Source organism: Limnothrix sp. FACHB-881 (genome assembly GCF_014698135.1).
GTDB lineage: Bacteria > Cyanobacteriota > Cyanobacteriia > CACIAM-69d > CACIAM-69d > CACIAM-69d.
Window position 1 is genome coordinate 21,009 of record NZ_JACJSN010000026.1, and the last position, 15,640, is coordinate 36,648.

At 54.2% G+C, this 15,640-nt stretch carries 11 protein-coding genes; 7 read left to right on the forward strand and 4 right to left on the reverse strand.

The window, feature by feature from the left end:
- Window positions 1-12: 12 nt before the first annotated feature.
- Both H6G52_RS17360 and H6G52_RS17365 read right to left on the reverse strand, forming a co-directional pair.
- A complete protein-coding gene (locus H6G52_RS17360) occupies window positions 13-1,440 on the reverse strand; it encodes a sensor histidine kinase (protein ID WP_190529973.1) in 1,428 nt (475 codons plus the stop codon).
- Window positions 1,441-1,884: 444 nt separating this feature from the next.
- Window positions 1,885-4,473: a glycogen/starch/alpha-glucan phosphorylase gene (locus H6G52_RS17365; protein ID WP_190530000.1), complete on the reverse strand. Its 2,589-nt coding sequence runs from the start codon at window positions 4,471-4,473 to the stop codon at window positions 1,885-1,887.
- Window positions 4,474-5,181: 708 nt separating this feature from the next.
- On the opposite strand from H6G52_RS17365, the gene H6G52_RS17370 reads away from it, so the two are divergent.
- Window positions 5,182-5,859 (forward strand): VWA domain-containing protein, encoded by a 678-nt coding sequence (locus tag H6G52_RS17370; protein ID WP_099532458.1) that lies wholly within the window; start codon window positions 5,182-5,184, stop codon window positions 5,857-5,859.
- A gap of 282 nt (window positions 5,860-6,141) precedes the next feature.
- Here the strand turns inward: H6G52_RS17370 and H6G52_RS17375 are convergent, their stop codons facing one another.
- Window positions 6,142-7,062, reverse strand: a complete 921-nt coding sequence (locus tag H6G52_RS17375; RefSeq protein ID WP_190355767.1) for an NF038130 family PEP-CTERM protein — start codon at window positions 7,060-7,062, stop codon at window positions 6,142-6,144.
- A 593-nt stretch (window positions 7,063-7,655) separates the two neighbouring features.
- A complete protein-coding gene (locus H6G52_RS17380; RefSeq protein ID WP_190529975.1) occupies window positions 7,656-8,192 on the reverse strand; it encodes an adenine phosphoribosyltransferase in 537 nt (178 codons plus the stop codon).
- A gap of 362 nt (window positions 8,193-8,554) precedes the next feature.
- Between H6G52_RS17380 and H6G52_RS17385 the strand changes: the two genes are divergently transcribed.
- The 6 genes from H6G52_RS17385 to H6G52_RS17410 all read left to right on the forward strand — a co-directional run bounded on the left by H6G52_RS17385 (window position 8,555) and on the right by H6G52_RS17410 (window position 15,620).
- Entirely contained in the window at window positions 8,555-9,190 is a 636-nt protein-coding gene (locus H6G52_RS17385) for a DUF3038 domain-containing protein (protein WP_099532463.1), read from the forward strand.
- A complete protein-coding gene (locus H6G52_RS17390; protein ID WP_190529977.1) occupies window positions 9,187-10,665 on the forward strand; it encodes a DUF4335 domain-containing protein in 1,479 nt (492 codons plus the stop codon). Before H6G52_RS17385 ends, H6G52_RS17390 begins: the two co-directional genes overlap by 4 nt.
- An 86-nt stretch (window positions 10,666-10,751) precedes the next feature.
- Window positions 10,752-12,077, forward strand: coding sequence for a CAP domain-containing protein (locus H6G52_RS17395; RefSeq protein WP_190529979.1), 1,326 nt, complete (start codon window positions 10,752-10,754; stop codon window positions 12,075-12,077).
- Window positions 12,078-12,251: 174 nt separating this feature from the next.
- Window positions 12,252-13,127 carry an aldose epimerase gene (locus H6G52_RS17400; RefSeq protein WP_190529981.1) on the forward strand — a complete coding sequence of 292 codons (876 nt, stop codon included), beginning with the start codon at window positions 12,252-12,254 and terminating at the stop codon, window positions 13,125-13,127.
- Between the two features lie 67 nt (window positions 13,128-13,194).
- Window positions 13,195-14,658: an AAA family ATPase gene (locus H6G52_RS17405; RefSeq protein WP_190529983.1), complete on the forward strand. Its 1,464-nt coding sequence runs from the start codon at window positions 13,195-13,197 to the stop codon at window positions 14,656-14,658.
- Window positions 14,655-15,620, forward strand: coding sequence for a hypothetical protein (locus tag H6G52_RS17410; RefSeq protein WP_190529985.1), 966 nt, complete (start codon window positions 14,655-14,657; stop codon window positions 15,618-15,620). The genes H6G52_RS17405 and H6G52_RS17410 overlap by 4 nt, the downstream gene beginning before the upstream one ends.
- Window positions 15,621-15,640 lie beyond the last annotated feature (20 nt).

The window sequence follows — 15,640 nt, forward strand, 5'->3', positions numbered from 1 at the left end:
CAAAACAGCGTCTTAGGACGTGAATGAGCCTGGGGGCGGTGTTACGGGAATGCGAATGAGGAAAGTGCTGCCCTCGCCGGGTTCAGAGGTGCAAATCAGTTCGCCCTGATGGCGATCGACAATGATTTGATAGCTGACGGAAAGGCCTAAACCCGTGCCTTTCCCGATCGGCTTGGTGGTGAAAAAGGGATCAAAAATATGCTCCATTGTTTTGGAATTCATGCCCAAACCACTGTCCGTGATTTGCACCTCAACCCAATTTTGATCACATAGGCGCGTGCTGACCTGAATACGGTAGGGAATTGCATTGCCGGAACGAGGGTGCATCAATCCCCGCTTGAGCTGCTGGTGATAGTCCTCGATCGCATCAACCGCATTCACCAAAATATTCATAAACACCTGGTTCATATTGCCCGAATAGCACATCACATTGGGCAGCGAACCATATTGCCGCAAGACTTGAATTTCAGGGCGATCGTCGTGGGCTTTCAAACGATGCCCCAAAATGGTCAGCGCACTGTCTAAGCCATCATGCAGATTTGCTAATTTCAACTCTGCTTCATCCAAGCGTGAAAACGTGCGCAACGACTTCACGATTCCACAAATCCGGTGAGTGCCCAACTTCATGGAATTCAAAATATCCAAGAGGTCGGATTCCATGAAATCCAAATCAATTTCTTCAATTTTGGCAGCAATTTCTGGCGTTGGCTGGAGATAGCTTTTGCGATATAGCTCCACCAATTGCACCAGTTCTTTCGTGTAGGTTTGGGCAGGGCTGATATTCGCCGCAATGAAATTCAAGGGGTTATTAATTTCGTGGGCAACGCCTGCCACCATTTGCCCCAGGCTCGACATTTTTTCCTGTTGCACAATTTGCGCCTGGGCCGCCTTCAAATCCGCCAGGGCTTTTTGTAGCTCCTCGTTCCGTTGCCGCAGGGCCAGTTCTGACGCTTGCAGGGCCTCTTCAATGCGCTTGCGATCGGTAATGTCCGTGCGCACTGACAAATAGCGCACGGGTTTTCCTCGCTGACTCACAATTGGCACAATGATGGTGTAAACCCAATATTCAGATCCATCCTTGGCGCGATTTTTAATTTCGCCGCGCCAGATTTTCCCCCGTGAAATGGTTTGCCACAGTTCCGTGAAAAATTCCGCAGAGTGATGGCCAGAGTTCAGAATTCGATGATTCTGCCCCATCAGTTCCGAGAGTTCATATTTTGAAAGCTTGCAAAAATAGTCATTGGCATAAATGATCTGACCCTTGTGGTCGGTAATGGCCACGATGGCTGTCCGATCGATCGCATATTCCCAATCGCCCAACCAAGCATCAAAGGTTTTATCATCCCCTTCTGCTTTTCCACCCAGACTGTTGGCATTTTGGAGGTCATGAAATGCATTTGCGTTGATATTAAACGCAGTAGCATTATTATTAGTAACCATGACTGATTCCTGAGAACAGTGCGAATTAATATCCAATGACCGAGCCTCGTTTTTAGGAAAGAGAGTGCAGAATAGGTGATGAGCAGTGTAATTAATGCTACAAGGCAGGTCTTGATAATGTTCAGACGATGTAATTAATGCTACAAGTCAGATATGGATAGAACTGGATCGATGTTTGGATCGATGTGCTGAAAGGGCTTGAACTGACTGTATTTGATGAAAACTATGAATGTCGATTATTTTAATGAACAATTAATAGGAGATCATTAGGAAATCATACTGATTTTCTCTATGAATATTTCTTGTTCTATTTGAACTTTGTTTAAACCTTTGGTTTCAAATTTGGATTCTATTCCCATAGGCATAAAACGACAAAACACCGCCAAATCTTGCGATCGGGCGGTGTTGGGATAGGGAATATCTTCAAGAAATCAGTGGGATCAGCTAGGTATTGTTGCTGACTTTCAGCCCGGCATTGGATTGGGAATAGGTCTCCAGGGACACGGGCACGGGCGACACATGCCAAATATCGCGGCAATATTCCCGAATGGTGCGATCGCTGGAGAAGCGACCCATCCGCACGGAATTGAGAATTGAGGATTTTGTCCACCATTCCCGATCACGATAGGCCTGATCGACCTTGCTTTGGGCTTCAGCATAGGCACGGTAGTCCGCCAAGACCATGTACTCATCCCGATAGAGCAGGGCATCCAGCAGGGGGCGGAACAGCTCCCGATCGCCCCGGCTGAATTGTCCCTCGGCGATCGCATTCAAGACCCCTTGAATTTCCGGATCACCGTAGTAGTAGCCCATGGGATCGTAGCCTTCGGCCTTGAGGGCCACCACTTCCGCTTCCGTGAGTCCAAACAGGAAGAAGTTTTCGGGCCCCACGGCTTCGCGAATTTCGATGTTTGCCCCATCCAATGTCCCGATCGTCAGGGCCCCGTTGAGCGCAAACTTCATATTTCCCGTGCCAGATGCTTCCTTGCCCGCCGTGGAAATTTGCTCCGACAAATCCGCCGCCGGATAGATGCGCTGGCCCAAGGATACGGAATAGTTGGCCACAAAGGCCACCTGCAACCGCCGGGCGATCGAGGTGTCGTTGTTCACCACCTCTGCTACACCGTTGATCAATCGAATGATCAGCTTGGCCAGGTAATAGCCAGGAGCCGCCTTGCCCGCAAAGATAAACACCCGAGGATGCAAATCCATGCTGGGATTTTGCTTGATCTGTTGGTAGAGCGAGATCACGTACAAGATATCTAGCAGTTGCCGCTTGTATTCGTGAATTCGCTTCACCTGGGTGTCGAAGATGGCTCGGGGATCCACTTCCAAATCGTTGTACAGCAACAGATAGTCCGCCAGTTCCCGCTTGTTGGCCTGTTTGATTTCGGCCCAGCGGTGTCGGAATTCGAGATCATCCGCCAACGGCTCCAGAGATTGCAACAACTCCAGATCCTTGACCCAGCGATCGTCCCCAATTTTTTCCGTAAACAGCTTGGACAGCCGGGGATTGGCCAACAGCAGCCAACGGCGGGGCGTTACGCCATTGGTCTTGTTCTGGAACTTTTCGGGCCAGAAGGTGTAGAAGTCGTTGAGGACATGCTTTTGCAGCAAGTCCGTGTGTAGGGCTGCAACCCCGTTGATCGCATGGCTGCCAACGCAGGCCAGATGGGCCATCCGCACCATCCGCTCTGGATTTTCTTGAATCAAAGACATCCGACCGGCGCGGGCTTCGTCGTGGGGATATTGCAGCCGCACTTCGTCTAAGAATCGCTGGTTGATTTCGTAGATGATTTCCAAGTGGCGGGGCAAGAGCCGCTCAAACAGGTTGACGGGCCAACGTTCCAGGGCTTCCATCAACAGGGTGTGATTGGTGTAGGCCAAACATTGGCGGGTGACGTGCCAAGCGCGGTTCCAACCCAGATCGTAGCGATCGATCAGTAACCGCATCAGTTCGGCCACGGCGATCGCGGGGTGGGTGTCGTTGAGCTGAATGGCAATGCTTTCGTGCAGGTATTCCAGACCCCGCCGCTGATCGCGCCGGTAGCGGTTGATTGCGTCTTGCAGGGAGCAGCTCACGAAGAAGTATTGCTGCTCAAAGCGCAGTTGCTTCCCTTGGGCCGTGTTGTCGTTGGGGTAAAGCACCTTGGAGATGTTTTCCGACAAGATTTGGTCGGCCACGGCTCCGGTGTAGTCACCCCGATCGAACACTTGGAAATTAAACTCTTCACTGGCGCTGGCTTTCCACAGGCGCAGGGTGCTGACGGTGTTGTTGTTGTACCCCGCGATCGGCACATCGTGGGGCGTGCCCAAAATGCGTCGGGCCGGAACCCAGCGACAACGACCATGGCCATGCTCGTCCACATACTGTTCCGTGTGTCCTCCAAAGCCCACTTCCACGGTTAATTCCGGGTGACGAATTTCCCAGGGATTCCCGAACCGCAGCCATTTATCGGGCCGCTCCACCTGGGCCCCATCTTCGATCCGCTGATCAAAGATGCCAAATTCGTAGCGGATACCGTAGCCGATCGCCGGGATCTCTAAGGTGGCTAGTGAATCCAAAAAGCAAGCCGCCAGCCGACCCAAACCGCCGTTGCCCAGCCCCGGTTCTGGCTCCAATTCCAACAGGTGATTAAAGTCTAAGCCCGCTTCCGTAACCACCTGCTTGGCTTTTTCGTACATCCCCAGATTGAGCATGGTTTTGCCCAACTGTCGCCCCAGCAAAAATTCTGCTGACAGGTAACAGACCGTCTTCACGTCCTGTTGCATGTAGGCGGTGTTGCTGGCGATCCAGCGGTGTAACAGTCGATCGCGCACCGTGTAGGCCAGCGCCATGTAGTAGTCAAAGGGCGTGGCGGTGAGTTCGTTTTTGCCTTGGATGTAGTACAGGTTGTCGGCAAAGGCGCGCCGCAACGTGTCAGGGGCCATCCCGGTGCGATCGTCCTCCACGTGAACGGTAATCGGGCAGTAGTTTCCCTGAATGTCAAATGATTCCGTGTAATTCGAGAGCGGTTGTCCGGTAGAGGTCATAGGGGCGGCGGTGGGTAAAGAAATCAGGTGAGAGGCCGAATGGTTGTGGGGGCCAAGGGGACGATCGGGCATGGGCAGGGAGCCGGAACGGGCCCTGGCACTGTCCAAGGTTCAAGGGAAAATGTGCTTGATCCCGATCGTAGCGATCCCCACCGGATATCCAAACTGCCTATCAACTCAATCAACCAGTGCAGTGAATCAAACCTTTGGGGTATCAACCTTCGGAAATCTCAATCTTAGGAAATCTCAATCGTGGTGATCGGGTGTGGCGATCGGGGTTCCCGATCGAGGCCCGGATTAACCAGGGCGATCGAACAGGGCGATCGGGTCGGAGGAGTCACTGGCGCTGGCTGACTGTTTTCTAACTGGATTGATGTTGTCTAATTGAGTTAGTTGATTGTGGCCAGTGGAACCCATCACCCCAAACCGGGTCTAGGGGAAAGTAACACCCAAAAGCCGGGTCTGGGAAACTCAATGGTGCGTGGGGAGCAGTTGATAACTGAAGTTATTGGCTTGGGTTATGACCCCACTCCTCAAACAAATGATGCGGATCAGGCCTTGGGATGCACTCTAACCTCGTCTTGCTTGGAAAACTAGAGCTGTGGTCAGCTCTGGCAGTCCGCAGGGAGTCAGCGGTTGATCATCCTCAGGTTGAGTCCTAGTCTAGCCGAGTCATTTTCGTCGCTTCCGTCGTGTCTAGAAGTTTTAATGGTGTCTGGAAATTTTGACTTTGAAGAGGCGATCGCCTTCGCAGAAAACCCAGAGCCGCGCTGCCCTTGCGTGCTGCTGCTGGATGTCTCAACCTCCATGCAGGGCGCGCCTTTAACCGCTCTGGAAGCTGGCTTGCAAGCTTTCCAGGCTGATCTCAACGGCGACTCCCTAGCAGCGAAACGGGTGGAAGTGGCGATCGCAACCTTTGCCGATCGGGTGGAAGTGCTTCAAGACTTTGTGACGGCCGATAGTTTTGAAGCGCCTCGGCTCCGAGCCGGTGGCATGACCTACATGGGAGCTGCAATCCATGCGGCCTTGGATTTGCTGCGCGATCGTAAAGCCCAGTATCGCAGCAATGGCGTGGCTTACTACCGTCCTTGGATTTTCTTAATTACTGACGGTGCGCCCAGTGATGATGCGGAAGTGCTGGGAGCCGCCGCCACCCGAATTCGCGATGAAGAAGCCCGTAAAGCACTCGCCTTTTTTGCCGTGGGTGTTGAAGGTGCAGACATGGAGCGGCTGGGATCCCTCACGGTGCGATCGCCCCTGAAGCTCAAAGGTCTCAGCTTCCAAGAGCTGTTTCTGTGGCTTTCGGCCAGTATGCAGCAAGTGTCTCGATCGCGCCCCGGCGAACAGGTTCCTCTCCCTTCCCCCACGGGTTGGAGCGAAGTTTAGCGATCGTCAACTGGGCAGATTCAATATTAGTCAGTACTGGTCAAGATTGGTCAGTTTGGTCAGTACTGACTGCTCAATCCTCTTTAGGCTGGGGAGGATGTCAATACTCAATTCAGATTGCCAACTACAGTCAAAATCAGCGATCCCAGACCCGATCGCTGATCCCAGAGAATCAAAATCAGACTCAAAACAAGTCCCAAAACGAATGGGGGGTGATACCAAGTTCATGGCATCACCCCCCATTTTTCAGCTCAATTTTCAAGAGCGACTTTCTGAGGCGAATTAGGCGCGGTTTTGGCGACGCTTCAGCGCCACCCAGCTACCCACCGCAGCCAAACCAACCATCAAAGACGGCTCCGGCGTGGCGGCCGGCGGTTCCGGCAACTTGCCTTGGAACTGCACCAGGTAGGTTCCGTTGTGGGACTTTCCATCACCCGCTTCCACCTGACCAGAAGCGATCCCCTGACCACCGTAGCGGACAGTTTCTTGGCCATCGTAAAGCACCTTCACCAGCTCGCTGGCTTGCAGCTTCACCCCTTGCGTTCCCAGGGCTTTGATGACGTTGCTGTACTGAGTTTTTTGAATATTCGTCAGGGTTTTGCTGGTGGCAATCAGCCCCGACACAATACTGGTCACGTCCATGTGACCCGCCAGACCCACCGAAATCACCCCGCTTACCAGGTCTTGGTTCACGAAGGCGACGTTCGGGTCACTCAGCCTGGCCAAAGCAGCATTGGCTTCCGTCGTGTTGGAGGTGAAATAACCAACCGCTTCTGACAGAAAATTACCGGTCAAAATGCTGCTAATGCCGTTTTGGGCAGCCACATCCGTCAGCCAAGCTTGGGTAAATTGGGCTGTCCAGTCGGACTTAACCAGGCTGCGGAACTCAATGGCTTGACCATTCAGAGTGCCAGTGAGGGTGCTGTAGGTACCGCCCAGGAACTTGGCTAGACCGGGTGCAGTTTCGCTGTCTGCGAATAGCTCGACGTTGCCACCCGGCGCGGTCAAATCCCCTTGCAGGGCAGTGCCGAGGTTGCTGTTATCGCACAGAAAGGTGTTGGTGCCGTTCGAGCAATACACCAGGATATTGCCGGTGGTGCTAGCACCTTGGAGGCTGGCGGCGAGGGCTGGTGCTCCGGCAAACAACCCCACGCCAGCGGCCATTGAGGCGCTTACGACCAGTTTGGGGAAAAGTCCAACCATGTTTTCGACTCCAACAGTCTTGAGCTAACTTGGGCTAAAAATTTTGGGCTTGTTTTTAAGGAGCACCCAGCTAGGACGCGCTTGTTTTTGCGCTGGTCAGCCATCAGGGTTTTGGGCGCACTGGGCTGACTTAACCTGCTACTGATGTAATCCTATGGGAAGGGCCAGGGCGATTAGGTAAAGACTGGATAAAGTTGTGCAGATGGTTCTTAAGGAGTTGATGAAGTTCTGCTAAAAGCTTCGATGATTGATCTTGATCACACCTTGCGATGGGGATCTGAGATTGATCTCTTTGATCGTTGATTTCGATCACACATCACATGCTCGGATGAATCAAACAGAATGAGGTTGCGAAAAAAATCGCAATGAATAGACCATTCCAAAGCAAGTCAAGAAAATAAGGTTGCCAATACGCATCTCGATCAAGTTGCTAAGAATGGTTAAGAGTTACCAATCGGAGTCCATCCCAACTGGTCACACCCAATCAACATCCTTGCTCAACAGACCAATCTTTAGTTCCTAATCTCCCGCTTAACGAACCAGCGCTGATTCAGGGCCCAGTCAAAGGGCTGAAGAACCGGCCAATTTGCTGATCAATAAACCAGCACCGATCGAACCGGCACGTTGGGCAGGCGATCGCGCCCCTTCAGGTCTTGGAGTTCAATCAAAAAGCCATAGCCCACTAGGGTTGCTTCGATTTGATGGATCAGTTGCCCAGCGGCGGCGGCAGTACCCCCGGTAGCGATTACGTCATCCACCACCAACACCCGTGAACCGGGGCTGATCGCATCTTGGTGAATTTCCAGGCGATCGCGCCCATATTCCAAGTCATATTCCACGCCATGGGTGGCGGCGGGGAGTTTGCCCGGTTTGCGCAGGGGCACAAAGCCCACACCCAAGGTCAGCGCCAAGGCCGGGCCGAACAAAAACCCGCGCGCTTCGATGCCGGCCACAAAATCCGGGCGTAGGTCATGACAGCGATCGTGTAGGTGATCCACGGCCTGTTGCAAACCATCCCGATCGCGCAGAAGGGTTGTAATATCTCGGAAAACAATTCCGGGCTGTGGAAAATCAGGAATAGCACGAACCAGACGATGCAAATCCGTCGGCTGGGATTGGGGTGTGGTCATCTGAGTTTTCTCCAGGAGATTGCCTAAAACTGCTTAAACTGGTGGGGATCGTTCGGCGGAATCATGGCGAAGTTCAGTGTGAAATTCAGCGCGAAATCAGTATCGCTGAATTGCAGGGCTGAATTTTGCAACCGATCGTCCGGGGGGTGGTGCTTACGGGATGATTGCAGGATTGTTCAGAGTTCGATCGCCCAAGTGGCACAGGCTGCCTGATCCTCCCCGATCGCCCCAGATCCCTGGGGTCTTCGCTTGGGCGGGATTGACCCCCAGCCCCCGCAAGGACAATTGGACGGATTGACCGATGGATCGAAATGATTTTCTAATCAATGGTTTCATTGAATTGCTGATGTGATTCTGTGCCGATGACTTCTTCGAGTGCAATGTTTGCCGATCGATCGCCTGTTCCCGCAGATTCACCGGAGATCCCGCCGATTTTGGAGCGGTTGCCCAACCCGCCCGTGAAAGATGGTGAATGTCCCCGGCGGGCCCGCCAACAACTGGACTTGATGCTCCTGGCGATCGAAGCCCTCGATCTCAGCGGGTCTGAGGCGATTCTTTACTGTGCCCAAGAGCTGGGAATCACGAGCGTGGTTGGCACAAAGGTTAACCTGTGGCGACTGCGAGCCACGAATCCTTTGCGGCGGGCGGTGCAACGGCGGCCCCTGAGCTTGAATGAGGCCAAGGCCCTGACCACGATTGTGGTTTATTTGGCCAAGCGACTGACGGTGCTGATTCGGCAATTACTTCTGGCTTGCGAGCGGCTGGAGGAGCAGGATCTATCCTTCGAGCACCATTTTCGGCTGGCGGATTATCTGGAGCGGTTCCGGGCCCACTTCCGGGCCCGGATGAATCCACGCCGATCGGCCGTGACGGTTTACAACACCGACGAGGCCCTGAATACCCTGGCCCTCCGCTTGCTGGAACAGTTACTGTACTGTTCGTCAACGGCGGGGCTGGAACGCTTTTGGATTAGTTTGTTTGACGGAGAAGTGGCGTGACAATTCAACGACAGTACAGCTTGCCCAATTGTGTCCTGACCCTGGAGGGCATGGATTCATTGGCAGAGGTGGGGGAAGCAAGACCGACTTTATCGGTGCTGTTGACGGTGAATTGTCAGTTTCCTGCCCATGGCCAGGGATTTTTGTGCGATCGCAGCTTTTTTGAGCGGTTTGCCCAGGTGGTGAGTCAATACGCCCAGGGTTGCTTCAGCGGCATTCAATCGCCCCAGTTACCCACAGCGATCGATCCCAGTCAGCCCAATGTGGCGGTTGTGGCAGCCGATGGAGGCAAACATCGATTGTTGGTGATGCCGCCGCCGAATCCGGAGGGGCCCGGCGATGGCCCGCCGCAGCCGATCGAGCTATTGCTGACCCCGCTGCAACTGTTTGACTTGGTGGAAACGATCGACCAGTTCTACGGCGATCCCAAAACCTTGCCCGACATCCAGCAGGTGTTCTCTCCGGTGTCTCGCCATGACCTGGTGCAGGCGGAACCGCTGGTGCAGCGGGCGGCTCCCGTGGCCTTGGGCGCTTCCGGGTTGGCCGTGGCGGCGGGGTTGTTGTTCATGTTGCCCGTGCCCAAGGTGCAACAACCCAAGGATCTGTTGCGGCCCACGCCCACACCCACGCCTCAAAATCAGTCGGCCTTGCCCGCGCCCTCACCGGCCACCACACCCAGCCCCGCTAAACCCCAACCCCAAACCCGATCGCTCCCGGCGGCATCCCCAGCCAGCACGAGCGCAGCCATTCCCCCCTCGTCGGTGCCAGTGCCCTCGCCCCTGGCCGGAGAAGGAGCCGATACGCTGTTGACTCCCGCTAAGCCGGTGACGGATCCCAAACAGTTGGCAGCCTTGGAGCGATATCTCCTCGGTCAGTTGGATCAGGCTTGGACCGATCGCCAGAATTTGGCCCTGACCCTGAACTACCGGGTGAGCGTGGGCGAGGATGGTTCGATCGTGGGCTATTTGCCGGAAAACGCCATGGCCCAAGAGGCGATCGCCCGTACCCCGTTGCCCAAATTGCTGTTTAAGCCCCTCGATCGGGCTAATACTGGAGAACCCCTAGCCACTTTCCAGGTCTCCTTCAGCGCTGCCCAGGGGGTGCAAGTGATCCCCATGGAATCGGTGAACGCCAGCAATGCCGCTGTTAACCGAATTCAGAATCCCAGCCTCAGCGACGCGATCGCCCGTGAAACTGCCCGCGCCCAGCTCGAAAAGAGCTTGCGAACCGCCTGGCAGGGCAAATCTGCGCCCAGTATGCCCCTGATGTATGACGTGCGCACCAACGCTGTCGGCATCGCCGTAGACGCGGATCCCGCCAATCGCAATGCGGCCCAAAAACCCTTCCCCCTGGGCCCATTGCTGAACCCGGCCGCCAGCGCCATCAAAGGTGACAACGGCAAGGTGCAACTGGCTCCCTTGGCTCAGTTTCGAGTGGTTTTTTGGCCCGACGGGTCGATCGATGTGCGTTCCTAACCTGATTCTTGGGGATTTCCTGGGTATGTTGGCCTTGGGGTTAGGTCGATCTCTGGGTTGATCGCTGGGTTAATGGCTGGGTTGATTTGGCTCAAGCACCCACACCGACTCGATCGCCCCAATCCCAATCCTCCATTCCCCTGGTGTTCCTCGCTATGGCTGGTCTTTCTCCCGAAGGATTTTTTGATCTGAGTACCGGTAACGATAACTACACCGTTCCGGCCAACTTGCTCGCCACCGCCCCCCAAGGATTGCGGGCCCTGGAAGGCGCAGACAGCGTTCAAGGTTCCGAAGGGGGCGATTTTATCTATGGCAACTTGGGCAACGATCGGCTGCGGGGCAACGGTGGAAACGACAGCCTGTTGGGCGGTCGCGACCAAGACGACCTCGATGGCGGGCTGGGGGATGACCTCGTGGCTGGGAACTTAGGTAACGATTGGGTCGCGGGTGGCGACGGCAACGATACGCTAGTGGGAGGGCGCGATTCCGATCTGCTCCTGGGCGGGGCGGGCAATGATTTCCTGAGCGGCGATTTGGGCAGCGATGTGCTGATCGGCGGTGCAGGAACCGATACCTTTAGCCTGCGGGGTGATGCCACCGGTCTCAGCAATGTGGACGTGGTGTTGGATTTTGATCCCACGGTCGATCGCCTGCAACTCAACAATCTGAATGCCAGCGATATGCGCTTCCAAGCCACCAGCTATTCCCTCAGCTTCCTGGTCACCCTCCTGCAAGGCAGCAGCGGCATCTTGCCTCCGGGTTTAACCCTGCCGGCCAATGCCACCGCCGCCACCATTCGCCAAACGATTCAGAGCACCGTGGGCGTGGACATTGATCCCGACGGCGACGGCTCCATTACCGGCACGCTAGTGACCAATGCGGCCGGTCAAGAAATTGCCTTCTTTTTGGGGGCTGCTCCCGATGCTGTGGCCCGCGCGGCCGGTACTACTACCAACGGCGGCGGAACCAGCGGTGGCGGAACCAGCACCTTCACGAACGACATCCTCACCACCCACAACAGCTATCGATCGGCCGTGGGCGTTGCTCCTCTCACTTGGTCAGACTCCTTGGCCAGGGATGCCCAGGCCTGGGCGAACCAGTTGGCATCCACCGGAGCCTTTAACCATGCCCAAAACACCGGCCAGGGCGAAAATTTAGCCCGAGGAACCAGTGGGGCCTATTCCACCAAAGCGCTGGTGGATTTGTGGGGAGCCGAAAAGCGGTTTTTCAAGCAGGGAATTTTCCCCAACGTCAGCACCACCGGCAACTGGGCCGATGTGGGACACTACACCCAAATCGTTTGGCGCAACACAACGCAAGTGGGCTGCGGTTTGGCCTCGGGCGGTGGTAACGATACCTTGGTTTGTCGCTATTCACCGCCGGGGAATTTCACCGGTCAAGCTCCGTTCTAGTCGCACGGCAAGCGGATTTTGATAGGTCAGGCCCAATGACTGTTGCCGCCACCAAACGGTTAGGCAGCAAGGAACTTAAGCCCCTTGTGATGACGACTGATCCCGCAACCTTGACCCTATGAACTAGGGCAGCCCCGTTCTAGCCTCTGCCACTCATTCAGGATTCAGAACCTTATGTTTCAAGTTGAAGAATTAGCTGAACAGTGGCCGGTCTTTCGCTTGACCGATGGGGCTGCCCAGTCCGTTTTGGAAGTGGTTCCCGATCGCGGCGGCATCATCACCCGCTGGGCAATTCAGGGCCAAGAGTTGCTTTATCTCGATCTCGATCGCTATCAAGATCCCAACCTCAGCATTCGTGGCGGGATCCCCATTCTGTTTCCCATTTGTGGGAACTTGCCGGAAAATCGCTATCAGCTACCCAGCGGAGAAACGGGCATTCTCAAGCAGCATGGTTTTGCGCGCGATTTGCCTTGGATGGTCACTGGCTCCGACTTGCGCGACGCAGCGAGCATTACCCTCACCCTCAATGCCACGCCCGCCACCCTAGCCGTTTATCCCTTCCAGTTTCGATTGGATTTCACCTATCGATTGCAGGGCAATCAGTTAGAAATTATTCAAAACCATCACAACTTGGGCGATCGCCCCATGCCCTTTTCTTCTGGGTTGCATCCCTACTTCAACGTGGCGGATAAATCGGCCCTGGTGATCGATCTTCCTGTTACTGAATATTTTGATCAAAAGCGCCAATCAACTGGGGCGTTTGATGGCACTTTGGATTTTGAGCAAGATGAATTAGATCTGCGATTTCCTGTGGTCGATCGCCTGTCGGCCACGGTCACAGATCGTCAGCAACAACAAACCCTCAGCCTGGAGTTTGATGCCAGTTACCGCACCTTGGTGTTTTGGACGTTGAAGGGTAAACCTTTCTATTGTCTGGAACCCTGGACAGGGCCACGCAATGCCTTAAACACGGGCGAACAATTGCTGTGGCTTGATCCCGGTTCGACTCACACCAATCAGGTGCGCTTACAACTGCAACATAACTGCTAGAATTATGGCCGCTCAGCGGCTCTCTATTTTCTGTTGATGTCGTCAGTTCGCGATGAGTTCTTGATCGATGATGCTCACGCCCGAGGAGTTTCAGCAACAGTGGACAGCCCTGCTCGATCGGGTGGAAACCTGCACCACTGAAAAAGCCCTAGAAGATCGAGTTTTGACCCCGCTGCTGATGCTGCTCGGCTATGACAAAGCCGATGTGGCCCAACAGGTTCCCTTTGGGCGAAAACGAGTTGATTTTTTAGTCAAGGCCCAGCAAGCGGCTCCCTCTAGCCACTATTTGGTCATTGAGGCCAAAGCGCCCCACAAATCGATCGCCCACAATAGCTGGCAACTGCGGGAATATCTCCGTGAATCGGGCAGTTTGTTGGGCCTATTAACCAATGGCAATCAGTTCAAGTTGCTCTATAACGATGGTAGGGCAATTCATGTTCTGTGGGAGTTTGAGCGAGCCGATCTTTACGATAACTATCGGCTGCTGGGATCGTTGCTGTGGCAGCGCAATTGCGATCGGGTCATGGCCGCCTTTGCCGATAGCCATCGAAAGGTTCATCACCAATTCATTCGGGCGATCGCGCGGCTTTCTCACGATCCCAAAATAATGAGCCTGTTGGCGATTCACGATCGCCAAACCTCAGACCCAGAACCTCAACGGCGAGAGTCTATGATCATCACGGTTTTTAACAACAAAGGTGGAGTCGGTAAAACGACACTCACCATCAACTTAGCCGCTGCCCTAAGCCAAATGGGCAAGCGAGTTTTGCTGATTGATATTGATGCTCAGGCGAATTTAACCACTGGACTCGGAATTGATCCCCTGGAAGATATTGAAAAAGCGGGACGCAAGGATATTACCCATCTGCTGACGGAACCCAAAACCACGGCCGCCTCCGTCACCATCAGCAAACGTTGGGGCAATGTGACTTTGGATGTGATTCCTTCCCATATTCGGCTCAGCAATATGGAGAATCAGCTCATTCAGTTAGTGGATAGCGATCGAATCCTGGCCAAAAAACTCAAAAACCATGACTATGATTTTGTATTCGTTGACCCACCGCCCTCCTTTGGGAAAGTGAACCGAATTTCTCTGATGGCTTCGGCGGGCGTGCTGATTCCCACGCAACTTTCCCCCTATCCCATTCGCGCCTTGGAATATGTGCTCAGCCAAGTGGAAGAGGTGGGACAATTCCGAGAAACACCCCTGCCAATTGTGGGCATTGCCGTCAGTATGTATGATCGCCAGTCCAAGACTTTTAATCAAGCGATGGTGGATGATTTGAACGCCAAGCTCGATCGGCTCCCGGGGGGCGATCGCACGGCGCTTTTTCGCAAGGGCACCTGGGTTCCTCGGTTAAATGTTTTGTCCAAATCCCAGTCAAAAGGCTATCCTCTTTGCGCGGCTGATTTTGATGAGGATCTGGGATCTCAGGATCGCGATTCCGTTGAAAATGCCCTGGCGGCCTTTGAAAATTTGGCCAAAGAATTAATTCAAAAAGTTAGTGTTGACGCTGAACCTAACCCATGAGCGATTATCAAGAACGTCGCCGCCTGATTCGCGAAAACCTAAAGATTCAACCCGTTAACCATGGTCAGGTTCATACCTGTTTGGTGGGGATGCGATCGCAACCGGAAATTTCACCCGATCGCTATGAGGAACTGCGGTGGAGTTTGCGGAATCACAACAGCAATTTGATCCCGATTTTGGTTCGTCGCACCGATCAGCTTGGGGATGAAGTGGAATATGAGGTAATCCACGGGGCTGATTGGGTGGTGGTGGCCAATGATTTAGACATTGGGATGCTTTGGGCTTGGGTTTTTGACCTGAGTGATGCGGAAGCGGCATTAGCCCAAGAAGAGCTGGCGGTTTTGTTAGAAGGCGATCCCCCGTCGGCCTCGATTGCCAACCCCGACCCAATCCCTCAGCCAGTTGTGGAACCAGGCATCGATCCAACTTTTGGCCAACGCCTGGAAGAACAATTAACCCAACGGTTGGAGCAACTCCTCGATCAAAAACTAACCCAATCTCTTGCGGGAGTGACCGTTGCCGATCGCCATGCTTTGGGGGATGCCAACTCAGCGCAAACATTGGCCAAGCTAGAAAGCCAAATGACCGATCTCAGCCAACAGTTGGCAAACCTCAGCCAGACTGGGAACCCGATCGCGCAGCCACCCAGCCCCACAAGCGAAACCAGCTCCAGCAGCGCCGCACAGGAAATAGTTGCTTCTTTGGAGCGATCGATCCATCGCCTTTGCGAAGTGGTGACCGAAGGATCAAAAATCACCCTGACGATCGAGCCGCCGGCCAAGTCGCCAGCCCCAGTTGTTGATCCCCAGGAAGCCGAACTGCGGAAAATTTACAGTGTGGTTGCGTTGGCCAAGCTCAAAACCCTCGCCAAAGATAAGGGGATTGCGGTCAGCAGCAAGGCGAAGGCTGAGGAAATTATTGAGGCCCTGATTGAATCCCATCGCCCATCGGTCGCGCCCTAGGCTCAATTACATCTAGCCTT